The sequence below is a fragment of the Crenobacter sp. CS_VA4 genome (genome assembly GCF_055597485.1).
The window spans coordinates 47664-59431 of record NZ_JBVMAE010000012.1 but is presented as its reverse complement, the minus strand read 5'-3'; the positions used below and the strand labels follow the sequence as shown (position 1 = coordinate 59431).

The 11768-nt window shown below is 65.5% G+C and carries 10 protein-coding genes; 2 read left to right on the top strand and 8 right to left on the bottom strand.

What is annotated here, in order from left to right:
- Nucleotides 1-28: 28 nt before the first annotated feature.
- The 4 genes from ACZ2IA_RS12975 to ACZ2IA_RS12960 form a co-directional block, all read right to left on the bottom strand.
- Nucleotides 29-1330 (bottom strand): MFS transporter, encoded by a 1302-nt coding sequence (locus ACZ2IA_RS12975; protein ID WP_470293005.1) that lies wholly within the window; start codon nt 1328-1330, stop codon nt 29-31.
- A gap of 97 nt (nt 1331-1427) precedes the next feature.
- The gene (locus ACZ2IA_RS12970) at nt 1428-2729 is read right to left on the bottom strand and encodes a NupC/NupG family nucleoside CNT transporter (protein ID WP_470293004.1); all 1302 of its coding nucleotides are present in this window, start codon (nt 2727-2729) and stop codon (nt 1428-1430) included.
- A gap of 158 nt (nt 2730-2887) precedes the next feature.
- Nucleotides 2888-3070 carry a cbb3-type cytochrome oxidase assembly protein CcoS gene (gene ccoS, locus ACZ2IA_RS12965; RefSeq protein ID WP_470293003.1) on the bottom strand — a complete coding sequence of 61 codons (183 nt, stop codon included), beginning with the start codon at nt 3068-3070 and terminating at the stop codon, nt 2888-2890.
- Nucleotides 3070-5502, bottom strand: coding sequence for a heavy metal translocating P-type ATPase (locus ACZ2IA_RS12960; RefSeq protein ID WP_470293002.1), 2433 nt, complete (start codon nt 5500-5502; stop codon nt 3070-3072). Before ACZ2IA_RS12960 ends, ccoS begins: the two co-directional genes overlap by 1 nt.
- 55 nt (nt 5503-5557) lie before the next feature.
- Between ACZ2IA_RS12960 and ACZ2IA_RS12955 the strand changes: the two genes are divergently transcribed.
- On the top strand, nt 5558-6529 hold the full coding sequence (locus ACZ2IA_RS12955; protein WP_470293001.1) for an NAD(P)H-quinone oxidoreductase: 972 nt from the start codon (nt 5558-5560) through the stop codon (nt 6527-6529).
- Between the two features lie 102 nt (nt 6530-6631).
- On the opposite strand, the gene ACZ2IA_RS12950 is transcribed toward ACZ2IA_RS12955, so the two are convergent.
- The gene (locus tag ACZ2IA_RS12950; protein WP_470293000.1) at nt 6632-7510 is read right to left on the bottom strand and encodes a hypothetical protein; all 879 of its coding nucleotides are present in this window, start codon (nt 7508-7510) and stop codon (nt 6632-6634) included.
- Nucleotides 7511-7647: 137 nt separating this feature from the next.
- On the opposite strand from ACZ2IA_RS12950, the gene typA reads away from it, so the two are divergent.
- Nucleotides 7648-9456 (top strand): translational GTPase TypA, encoded by a 1809-nt coding sequence (gene typA, locus ACZ2IA_RS12945; protein WP_470292999.1) that lies wholly within the window; start codon nt 7648-7650, stop codon nt 9454-9456.
- A 62-nt stretch (nt 9457-9518) separates the two neighbouring features.
- Here the strand turns inward: typA and ACZ2IA_RS12940 are convergent, their stop codons facing one another.
- From ACZ2IA_RS12940 to ACZ2IA_RS12930, 3 genes are all read right to left on the bottom strand, one after another.
- Complete coding sequence (locus ACZ2IA_RS12940; protein WP_470293087.1) at nt 9519-10013, bottom strand: SPASM domain-containing protein; 495 nt, start codon at nt 10011-10013, stop codon at nt 9519-9521.
- 102 nt (nt 10014-10115) lie between these two features.
- Complete coding sequence (locus tag ACZ2IA_RS12935; RefSeq protein WP_470292998.1) at nt 10116-10808, bottom strand: radical SAM protein; 693 nt, start codon at nt 10806-10808, stop codon at nt 10116-10118.
- A 14-nt stretch (nt 10809-10822) separates the two neighbouring features.
- A complete protein-coding gene (locus ACZ2IA_RS12930; protein ID WP_470292997.1) occupies nt 10823-11725 on the bottom strand; it encodes a hypothetical protein in 903 nt (300 codons plus the stop codon).
- Nucleotides 11726-11768 lie beyond the last annotated feature (43 nt).

Below are 11768 nucleotides of genomic sequence, written 5' to 3'. Positions count from 1 at the left end.
TTTGTGTTTTACCGCCGCGCCGTCGGAACTAGGCCCGCTGCAGCCAGGCAAAGCGCCGCTGCCAGATCGCCGGGCCGGCCTTCAACAGGTGCAGCGTCGCCAGTACGTTCAGCACCGCCACGCCGAGGAACAGCACCGCGATGCTGTCGTACAGCATCAGTGCCACCGCGCTCGCGATCGCCGCGGCGACCATGTAGAAACCGTTGATGATGTTGTTGGCCGCCACCGCCTGCGAGCGGAACGCTTCCGGACTGGCGGTCTGCAGCCAGGTGTAGAGCGGCACGGTGAAGAAGCCGCCGAAGAAGCCGAGCAGGGTGATCGACACGATCACGCGCCAGTGGCCAGGCTGCAGCATGTATTCGGCCAGGGTATAGAGCTTGCCGTGGTAGTGCGGCAGCGAGGACAGCGCCAGGTCCAGCCCGAACACCGTCATGCCGGCGCTGCCGACCAGCACCAGGCCCAGTTGCAGCTCGCCGCGCGACAGCTTGGCGCACACCACCGACCCCAGGCCGATGCCGATCGAGAACAGCGCCAGCATCAGCGTGTAGACGCTGGCGTCGCCGCCCAGATGCAGGCGGGTAAAGGTCGGCAGCTGGGTGGTGTAGACCGCGCCCATCAGCCAGAACCACGAGATGCCGAGGATCGCCGCGCGCACATCGCGCATCGCCCATGCCTCGCGCACCAGCGTCACCGAATCCTTCGCCACGTTGGCCGAAAGCTTGATATGCGGCGCCGGCGCCGGCGCCTTGGGCATGAAGCGGCTCGCCAGATAGCCGAGCAGCGCCACCGCCAGCGTCGCGCCGGCCATCGTCCACGGTCCGCCGCCGACGATCAGGCTGCCGATGATCTGGCCGATCAGGATCGCGAGGAAGGTGCCCATCTCGATCAGTCCGTTGCCGCCGACCAGCTCGTGCCGGTTCAGGTATTGCGGCAGCACCGAGTACTTCAGCGGCCCGAAAAAGGTCGAATGCACGCCCATCATGAACAGCGCGGTCAGCAACAGCGGAGCGGACTTGAGGAAGAAACCGGTGCCGGCGATCAGCATGATGCCGATCTCGACCAGCTTGATCACCCGCGCCACCCGCGCCTTATCGAACTTTTCCGACACCTTGCCGGCGGTCGCCGAAAACAGGAAATAGGGCAGGATGAACAGGCCGGCCGCCAGGTTGACCAGCTGCTCCGGCCGCATACCGGACGCCGACAGACCGTGGAAGCTGATCAGCACCACGATCGCGGTCTTCAGCAGGTTGTCGTTGAGCGCCCCGAGAAACTGGGTGCCGAACAGCGGTAAGAAGCGACGGGTCGTAAAGAAAGAGAAATCGGCGTTCACCGGCGGGCGATCCAATAAAGAGGCGGGAAAGGCATGCTAGCCGATTCCCGCCTTTTTTGTCAGCCATCTACCGATGACGGCGGCGATTGGGTGCCGCTTAGAAAATCGACTTCCACAGGCTGGCCACGGTCGCGGTCATGAACCCCGCCAGTACCGCGCCCAGCAGCGCGCGCAGGCCGATTTCGGCCAACATCTTCTGTTTCGCCGGTGCCAGCGCACCGATGCCGGCCACGCAGATGCCCACCGAGCCGAAGTTCGAGAAGCTCGCCAGCGCGAAGGTCGCGACCATGACCGCCTGGGGCGACAGGGCACCGGCCGCCTTCAGCTTGGCCAGATCCAGGTAGGCGATGAACTCGTTCAGCACGATCTTCTGACCGAGCAGGCTGCCGACCTGCAGCGTCTCGCCCCAGCTCACGCCCATGATGAAGGCGAACGGGCGGAACAGTTGGCCGAAGATGTACTGCAGGGTCAGGCCGTTGAACACGCCCGAGGTCGAGACCCGGATCCAGTCGTTGATGCCGAGTGCGGCACCGATACCGTCCTTCACCAGGAAGTTGGCCAGCGCGATCAGCGAGACGATGGCGAGCAGGATGGTCGCCACGGCGGCGGCCATCTTCATGCCGTCGAGCGCTCCCGTCACCAGTGCGTTGATCATCGTGCCGTTCTCGTGGCTATGGTCGTAGCCCAGATCCTGGCTCGACTCGTGTTCGATATCCCCCTGGGGGAACAGCACCTTGGCGAACGCGGCGGCGGCCGGTGCGTTCATGAAGGCCGCCGTCAGCAGATAGGCGGCGAACTTGGCCTGCTCGTGCGGGTCGGAGCCGCCGAGAAAGGACACGTACGCGGCCAGCACCCCACCGGCGAGCGAAGCCATGCCCGCCACCATCACGCAGCCCAGCTCCGAGCGGGTCATGTTCTTGATGTACGGGCGGATCAGCAGCGGCGTCTCGGTCTGGCCGAGAAAGATATTGCCGGCCACGGTCAGGCTTTCCGGGCCGGACAGGCCCATGGTGCGCTTCATCACCCAGGCCATGCCGGCGACCACGCGCTGCAGGATGCCGAAGTGGTAGAACAGCGCGGTCAGCGCCGAGAAGAAGATCATCACCGGCAGCACGATGAAGGCGAACACGAAGCCGAGCTTGCCGCCGGCGTTGGCCAGGTCGCCGAACAGGAAGCGGGAGCCCTCGGCCGAGAAGTTCAGCACTTTGACGAAGCCGTTGCCGAACGCCTCGAAGCCGGACTTGACGGCCGGCACGTAGTTGATCACCAGGAACAGCACGCTCTGCAGCGCCAGCCCCATCATTACAGGGCGCCAGTTAACCGCCTTGCGGTTGCTCGAGAAGGTGTAGGCAACACCTAACAAGAAGAGAATGCCGAAAACGGCCTGGAAGGTATTCACTGAGATCCTCGGTGTGGAAAGATTTTATGTAGTTATCAACTACTTACCGCAAAAAGGCGCGCATTCTACCGGAAGTTGGCGCCGGAGAAACACGCTTTGGGCAAGAACGTCGAATTACCTAGATAAAATCACCACCGGGCCGCCCTTTCAGGGCATTGTCATCCCTTGGACTGGTCGTCCGGCGACGTTTCGTTGCCGGCGCGGTCGTCGTCCATCAGGATGCGGTGCGCCGGCCCTTCCATGTCGTCGAACTGACCGCTGCGGGTCGACCACCAGAACAGCGCGCCGAAGAAGAACACCAGCGCGATGCTCATCGGGATCAACAGGTACAGGCTTTCCATCAGAGGGGCTTTCGAATCAGGCGTAGTGCATTGGTGACGACGATCAGCGAGCTGGCCGCCATGCCGAGGCTGGCGATCCACGGCGTGACGTGTCCGCTGATCGCCAAGGGCAGCGCGACCAGATTGTAGCCGGCCGCCCACCAGAGGTTCTGGCGGATCACCTTGAGCGTCTTGCGCGACAGCGCCACCGCGTCGGGCAGGCGCAGCAGCTGGTCGTTCACCAGCACCATGTCGCCGTTGGCACGCGCCACGTCGGTGCCGCCACCCATCGCGACCGACACGTCGGCGCGGGCCAGCACCGGCGCGTCGTTGATGCCATCGCCGACCATCAACACCTGGCGGCCTTCATTCTGCAGCGCGGCGACGTAGGCCAGCTTCGCCTCCGGGGTCGCGCGGGCGCGCCAGCTGCCGACGCCGAGCTGGTCGGCGAGGAAGCGCACCGCGCCGTCGCTGTCGCCACTCAATAGGTGGACCTGAATCCCCTGCGCGGTGAGCGTGTCGACCAGCGCCTGCGCGTCGGCACGCGCACTGTCCGACAGCGAAAACGCCGCGCGCCAGCCTTGCTCGCTGCCGAGACCCACCAACGTGGTCTCCTGCTGCCAGCCCTTGAGCCGCTCAGGCAGCGCGCCGGCCAGCTCGGCGACGAAGCTGAAGCGCCCCAACCGCCAGCGCACGCCATCGAGGACGCCCTCGACGCCCTGGCCGGGGACGTTCTTCACCTTGCCGAACGCCAGCGCGGCCACGCCGTCCGGACGGGCAAAGGCGCGGGCGATCGCGTGTTCGGAGTTGGCCTCCAGAGCGCAAGCGAGCTCCAGCGCCGGCAGCGGCTCGTGCTGGGCCAGGTCGCGGGTGGCGGCAAGCGTCAACCGGCCGTTGGTCAGTGTGCCGGTCTTGTCGAATACCGCATCGCTGACGCGGGCCAGCGTCTCCAGCGCGTGGCCGCGGGTGGTCAAGACGCCGATGCCGGCCAGGTGCCCGGTCGCCGCGGTCAGCGCCGCCGGCGTCGCCAGCGACAGCGCGCACGGGCAGGACACCACCAGCACCGCCACGGTGATCCACAGCGCGCGGCCCGGGTCGACGAAGTGCCAACCGAGATACGTCGCCGCCGCAACGATCAGCAGCACCAGCACGAACCAGCCTGCGAAGCGGTCGGCCAGCACCGCGAGGCGCGGCTTTTCGGCCAGGGCCTTGTCGAGCAGGCGCACGATGCCGGCGAGACGGGTGTGCTGGCCGGTGTGGGTGATCCTTATATAGAGGGGGCTGGCGGTATTGACGCTGCCGGCGATCACGCTGTCGCCGACGCTCTTCGGCAAGGGCCGGCTCTCGCCGGTCAGCAGCGCCTCGTCGATGGCGCTGTCGCCCTCCAGCACCACGCCGTCGGCCGGCAGCGTCTCGCCCGGTTTCACCAGCAGCACGTCGCCGATGCCGAGCCGGCTGACCGGCGCCTCGTTGGCTGCGCGGCTGTTCGGCCAACCTTGAACCCGGTGCGCGAACGCCGGCACCAGCTTGATCAGGCTCTCGGTCGCCTCGCCGGTCTTGCGCCGCGCAATACTTTCCAGATAGCGCCCGCCGAGCAACAGGAACACGAACATCGACACCGAATCGAAATAGATGCCGTGCTCGACCTTGTGGATCAGCGCCCACAGGCTGGCGATGAAGGCGGTGATGATGGCGATGGTCACCGGCGTGTCCATGCCGACCCGGCGGGCCTTCAGGTCGCGCCAGGTGGCACGGTAGAACGGCACCGCCGAATACAGCATCACCGGCAAGGTCAACAGCAGGTTGGCCCAGTGCAGCAACCACAGGCTGTTGTGATCAATGTCGCCGGCCTTGGCCATATAGGTCGGCACCGCGTACATCATCACCTGCATCATCGACAGGCCGGCCACCCACAGCCGGCTGAGCGCGCGCTTGCGCTCCTTATTGGCCAGCGCTTCCTGGCGGGCGGCGTCGTAGGGGTGGGCGCGGTAGCCGATCGCTCCGACCGCCTCGAGAACCTGCGACAGCTTCAACCGGTGGTTGTCCCAGCGCACCCGGGCACGGTGGGTGCTGTAGTTGATGTCGACCGACAGCACGCCGGGCAGGCGCTGCAGGTGGCGCTCGTTCAGCCAGACGCAGGCGGCGCAGGTGATACCCTCGAGCATCAGCGCCGCCTCGCGCACATCGTTCTCGTCGACGTGGACGAAGCTCTTCTGCAGCTCGTCCGAATCGAACAGGCGAATCTGTTCCAACAGCTCGTCCGGCAGCAGCTCGACCTTCTGCGAGCCGCTGGTGCGGTGCGCGTAGTAATCGGACAGGCCGGCGTCGACGATGGTCTGCGCCACCGCCTGGCAGCCGGCGCAGCAGGCGGGCTCGGTCCTGGCCTTGTAACGGATCGGAAAGTCGCTGCCGGCCGGCACCGGCAGGCCGCAGTGGAAACAGTTTTCGCTCATGGTTAGGCTATTGTAATCGAATCCCCCGCCAATCCGGATCAAGGAAAGGATCGTTATGCAAGCGGTATTACAAACCCATCCGGGCGATGCCGACACGCTCTATCTCGGCAGCGTAGAACGTCCGCAGCCTGGCCCGAGCCAGCTGCTGGTCAAGGTAAACGCCGCCGGGGTGAACCGTGCCGACATCGTCCAGCGCGAAGGCCGTTACCCGCCGCCACCCGGCGCCTCGCCGATTCTGGGACTGGAGGTCGTCGGCGTCGTCGCCGAGGCCGGCGCCGCCTGCCGCTTCCGACCCGGGGACGCGGTGTTCGGCCTGGTCGGCGGCGGCGCTTACGCCGAATACGCGCTGCTCGACGACGCACTGGCGATCGCCAAGCCCGACTGGCTGGGCTGGGCCGAGGCGGCGAGCCTGCCCGAGGCGTGGTTGACGGCTCTCTTGAACCTGACCGACGTCGGCCAGCTGAAAGCCGGCGAGGGCTTCCTGGTGCACGCCGGCGCCAGCGGTGTCGGCGCGGCGGCGATCCAGCTCGCCAAGCTGATCGGCGCGCGGGTGTTCGCCAGCGCCGGCAGCGCCGCCAAGCTGGCGTACTGCCGCGAGCTCGGCGCCGACGAGGCGTTCAACTACAAGGAACTGCCGGCGTTCGGCCAATGGATCAAGGAGCGGGGCGGGGTCGACCTGGTGCTCGACCCGGTCGGCGCCAGCCATATCGACGAGAACGTCACCGCGCTGCGCCGCGACGGCCGGCTGGTGGTGATCGGCGTGATGGGCGGCAGCGACGGCCAGCTCAACCTCGGCCAACTTCTGATGAAGCGGCTGCGCGTGCAGGGCTCGACCTTGCGCGGCCAGCCGCTGGAGGTAAAGGCGCGGTTGACGGCCAGGTTGGCCGAACGGCTCGACGACTTCCGCACCGGCAGGCTACGCATCACGCTGGACAGCCGCTTCGCCTTCGCCGACGTCGCTGCCGCGCACCGCCACATGGAGAGCAACGCCAACCTCGGCAAGATCGTCCTGGAGCTGCCGGCGTAATATGTCCGTCATGCAGCCGGGATAGAGTCGGTGTCGCTTCACTGCTTCTTTGAGTGAACGGATGGGATGATCGGGGGCGGCAGGGGTGTCGCCCCCTCTTTTTTATTCGGCCTCGTCCTCATGACTGGCCGAACCGGTCAACCCCTCGATCAGCGCCACTTCCTGCGCATAGCTCAGGCCCTTGAGCTTCTCCAGCAGCGCATCGCCGTCGACCTTCCACTTGCGATCGAGTTCCTCGTCGATCAGCCGCGCTTCCACCGCCAGCCAAAGCCCGCGGCATGAGGCCGCGCTGTCGAAACGGATGCCGTGCAGCACCTCGGCGACCAGACGCAGCTCGGCGTCGATGAAGCGACGGCCCAGCACCGCCTGCTCGTGGCGGACGATCTCGGCGTAGCGCTCCAGCATCTCGCGGGTGCGCGCGTCGTCATGAATAGGGGCGACGACGTCTTCCTGCTCGCCGCTGAACCAGCCGACGATAGCCGGCACCAGTTCGGGCACCGTGTCGATCCACAGGCTGCGCAGCGCCTCACGGAAGCTGCCCGCATCGGTGAACGACAGCGTGTCGAACTCGAACGCCGGCATCAGCTGTTCGGCCAACATGCGGTTGGCGGCCCACGGCCGGCCCTGCTCGTCGAGCGTCACCGTCGCGCGCCACGCTTCGCTTTCGCCGGTGGCCAGGTTGTCGGCGATGACTTCCAGATAGGGCAGCGCCAGCTGCTGGCCTTCGTCTTCGGTGACGAAGCGCAGCGTCAGATCGAACAGGTCGCGCTTGGCGAGCGACAGCTGCTGCACATGGCCGCCTTCGACGCCGACCAGAATGTAAGCGCTGGCCGCCTCGTACACCGCCAGTGGCGCATCGGCGCCGGACGGCTCGAGCAAGCGGGCACCCAGGGTGTCGGCCAGCTCATTGATGTCGTGCACCCCCGCCAGCGGGCTCTGTTCGGCCGCGTGCTCGTCCCACAGCGCAGTCCAATCGTACATAAGCGTCTCCTGATAATTTTGCGGCGCAGTGTAGCGCAAACCGTCTGTCTTGTGGATGCAATCGAATTTGGGGGCAGGGGGTCGCCTGTGCTAAAATCGCGCGATTATTTTTCCGCCTCCATCCGGCCAGAAGACCCATGACCCGTCAAATTCGCAACATCGCCATTATTGCCCACGTCGACCACGGCAAGACCACGCTGGTCGACCAACTGCTGCGCCAATCCGGCACCTTCCGCGAGAACCAGCAGGTTGCTGAACGCGTGATGGACAGCAACGACCTCGAAAGAGAACGCGGCATTACCATTCTTGCCAAGAACACCGCGATCGACTACGAAGGCGTTCACATCAACATCGTCGACACCCCGGGACACGCCGATTTCGGCGGCGAGGTTGAGCGCGTGATGGGCATGGTCGACGGCGTGGTACTGCTGGTCGACGCGGTCGAAGGCCCGATGCCGCAGACCCGCTTCGTGACCAAGAAGGCCCTGGCCCTCGGCCTGCGCCCGATCGTGGTAATCAACAAGATCGACCGCCCGGGCGCGCGTCCGGACTGGGTGGTTGACCAGACCTTCGACCTGTTCGACAAGCTCGGCGCCACCGACGAACAGCTCGACTTCCCGATCATCTACGCCTCGGGCCTGTCCGGCTATGCCAAGCACGAGCTGGAAGACGAATCCGACAACATGCGTCCGCTGTTCGAGACCGTGCTGTCGCACGTTCCGACCCCCGCCGGTGACCCGGAAGCGCCGCTGCAGCTGCAGATCTCGGCACTGGACTACTCGACCTACACCGGTCGTCTGGGCCTTGGCCGCATCCTGAACGGCCGCATCAAGCCGGGCCAGGTCGTGGTAGTAATGAACCACGAAGACCAGACCGCACAAGGCCGTATCAACCAGGTACTGGGCTTCCAGGGCCTGGAGCGCGTAGCCGTTGAAGAAGCCGAAGCCGGCGACATCGTGGTCATCTCCGGCCTCGACGACATCGGTATCGGTGTGACCGTCTGTGACCGTGACGCCCCGGTCGGCCTGCCGGTTCTGGGTGTGGACGAGCCGACGCTGACCATGGACTTCATGGTGAACACCTCGCCGCTGGCCGGCACCGAAGGCAAGTTCGTCACCAGCCGTCAGATCCGTGACCGCCTGACCAAAGAACTGCTGACCAACGTGGCGCTGCGCGTCGAAGACACCGAAGACGCGGACATCTTCCGCGTATCCGGTCGTGGCGAACTGCACCTGACCATCCTGCTGGAAAACATGCGTCGCGAAGGCTTCGAAATGGCCGTCGGCAAACCGCGCGTGGTCTACAAGGATGTCGATGGCGTGAAGTGCGAGCCGTACGAGAACCTGACCGTCGATCTGGAAGACGCCACCCAGGGCGCCGTGATGGAAGAACTGGGTCGTCGCCGCGGCGAGCTGACCAATATGGAATCGGACGGTCAGGGCCGTACCCGCCTCGAGTACCACATCCCGGCGCGCGGCCTGATCGGTTTCCAGGGCGACTTCCTGACCATGACCCGCGGCACCGGCCTGATGAGCCATGTGTTCGACGACTACGCGCCGGTGAAAGCCGACATGCCGGGCCGTCACAACGGCGTGCTGATCTCGCAGGAAAACGGCGAAGCCGTTGCCTACGCGCTGTGGAACCTGGAAGACCGCGGCCGCATGTTCGTCTCCCCGGGCGACAAGCTGTACGAAGGCATGATCATCGGCATCCACAGCCGTGACAACGACCTGGTGGTGAACCCGCTCAAGGGCAAGAAGCTGACCAACGTTCGCGCCTCGGGCACCGACGAAGCGGTTCGTCTGACCACCCCGATCAAGATGACCCTGGAGTCAGCCGTCGAATTCATCGACGACGACGAAATCGTCGAGATCACCCCGCAAAACATCCGCATGCGCAAGCGCTTCCTACAAGAGCAGGATCGCCGCAAGAGCAAGAACGCCTAAGCGTTCTGGCTGGATGAGAAAAGGCACCGCAAGGTGCCTTTTTATTGCCCGCCGTTTACGGCTCAGCGCATCCGCTGCATCACCGGCACCGCGTGGCCGTAGAATTTTTTCCAACCGCGGCACAGATAGCTCAGATTGCCTTCGCCCGGCCGGGTCTTCAGGATGCGGGTGCGCAGGCATTCGCCGTAGCACAGGCTTAAGAATTGGCACTTGCGGCATTCGCTCGGCAGGGTGTTGAACTTGTTCAGGCCGAACTCCAGCTGCTTGATCGAAAACACCATCTCGCTCAGCGACTTCTCGCCGACCCGGCCAATCTCGTACTCCGGATAGACGAAGTGGTCGCAGGAATACACCCGGCCGTCGTGCTCGAGCGCGACGTTCTTGCCGCAGAACGGGCTGCTGGTGCAGATCATCGCCGGCTGCCCCTTGAGCTGCGCGATCGTCGTCTCGAACAGGTTGACCTTGACTCGTTTCAGGTCATGCGTCACCCACTCGTCGAACACCACCGACAAGAACGCGCCCCAGTCTTCCGACTCGACGCTCCAGTCGGTCACCACCGACAAGGGGTGCCCCGGCTTGGCGCGCGGGCTCAGCGCATCGACCAGCTGGCTCGGTTCCAGATAGCCCGGCGCGACGTTTTCGAACTGCTTCGGTTCGACTCAGGGGATGAACTGCATATACGTCGAGCCCACCTCGTCGCGCAGGAAACGGTAGACCTCGAGCGGTCGCTTGGCGTTCTTGCGGTTGACCGTGGTCAGCGTGCTGAACGGCACGCCGTGTTTCTTCAAGAGCTGCGTCGCCGCGAACACCGCGTCGAAGCTCGGCTTGCCCTTCTTGGTCGGCCGATACGCGTCGTGCAGCTCGCGCGGGCCGTCGATGCTCAAGCCGACCAGGAAGCGATGCTCGGCGAGGAACGCTCCCCATTCGTCGTCGAGCAGCGTGCCGTTGGTCTGCAGGTCGTTGGACACCCGCCGTCCCGCCGGGGTGTGGCGCGCCTGCAGCTCGACCACCTTGCGAAAGAAACCGACCCCGAGCAGCGTCGGCTCGCCGCCGTGCCAGGTGAAGGCAATTTCCTCGACGTCCTGGCTGTCGATGTAATCCTTGATGAAGGTCTCCAGCAGCGTCTCGTCGATGCGCCGGTTGTTCTGGTTGAGTAGGCCTTCCTTGCTCAGGTAGTAGCAGTAGTTGCAGCCGAGGTTGCAGGCCGAGCTGGCCGGCTTGATCGTGGTGTGCAGGTAGCGGGTGACGCCGGGCGAGGGCTTGCCGGCACCGGCGTCGAGATAGGTCTGCAGTGCTTCCGGACTGATGTTGAGACGCTTCGCCTCTTGTTTGATCGTGTCGCTGTATTGCATAGCGGATTCCATTCTTAGTTGCCGGGAGCAGGCACCGTCTCGAGACCGAGCCAGCTCTCGATGGCGGCCGCCCGTGCCGGGACGGCGCCGTAGCGGGGTGGAGGCAGGCGCAGTCTGTCTCGCAGCGCCCGGTAGGCTTGTGAAAAACCGCGCAACTGTTGCGTCACCGGCTTGTCCTCGGCGCGCTTACGCACGATCGCGGCCGCGACTTCCCGCTCGATCAGCGCCAGTTGCGCATCGAGGTAGTCGATGCAGCGGACACGGCAGCGTTCCGACACGCCGGAGAGCACCAGCAGCAACGGCACCAGGGCGATGGCAAGAAATCCGTCGAACGGCAGCAAGGCCAGCTGACCGGCCGACGCAAACAGATCGCGTTCCAGCAGCCGGTAGACGTCCAGACCCCAGCAGTGCTTGTCGGCCGCCATGGCTTCGCGCTGGCGAAGCAGCGCCTCCCGGAACGACGGGTCGACTACCTGGCGGTCGTGCGTCAACGGCGCAAAGCCGGTGCGCTCGCCGGCGACGATGCAGTCGGCCGCAAGATAGCCGTCTTCGCCATGACGACTGGCCAGCACCACGTGTTGCAAGCGATCCGGCTGCAGCGCATCCAGCGGCACCGTGGCGCAGGTGGCGGGTTTTTGGTCGCCGTGCAGCGTGCAGAGCCGGTCCGCGCCGAGTGCCGGGCAGCGCCCGCGCGACGGGTAGTCGAAGCCCTGCGCCGTGATCGCCACATCGCCATCCGCCGCAACCGATCCGGCAGGCGTGAACAGCAGCCGTTCGGCCAACTCGGCCATCGCCGCGGCATCATCCGGCGTCAGCACCTCGCCGCCGGCGAGAACGGCGCCGGGGACAGGGCGCCGGATGCGCCGCAGCGCCAGAGCGCCGATGAAACGATGCTGGTGGCGAAACAGCTCCGGCACCGACAGCTGCGGCGGCGTGTTGCAGCACTTGCCGCAGGCCGAG

Coding starts and splice junctions, on each gene's coding strand:
- ACZ2IA_RS12935 (WP_470292998.1), bottom strand. CDS start 10,808: ATGCAATACAGCGACACGATCAAACAAGAGGCGAAGCGTCTCAACATC.
- typA (WP_470292999.1), top strand. CDS start 7,648: ATGACCCGTCAAATTCGCAACATCGCCATTATTGCCCACGTCGACCAC.
- ccoS (WP_470293003.1), bottom strand. CDS start 3,070: ATGGAAAGCCTGTACCTGTTGATCCCGATGAGCATCGCGCTGGTGTTC.
- ACZ2IA_RS12950 (WP_470293000.1), bottom strand. CDS start 7,510: ATGTACGATTGGACTGCGCTGTGGGACGAGCACGCGGCCGAACAGAGC.
- ACZ2IA_RS12955 (WP_470293001.1), top strand. CDS start 5,558: ATGCAAGCGGTATTACAAACCCATCCGGGCGATGCCGACACGCTCTAT.
- ACZ2IA_RS12960 (WP_470293002.1), bottom strand. CDS start 5,502: ATGAGCGAAAACTGTTTCCACTGCGGCCTGCCGGTGCCGGCCGGCAGC.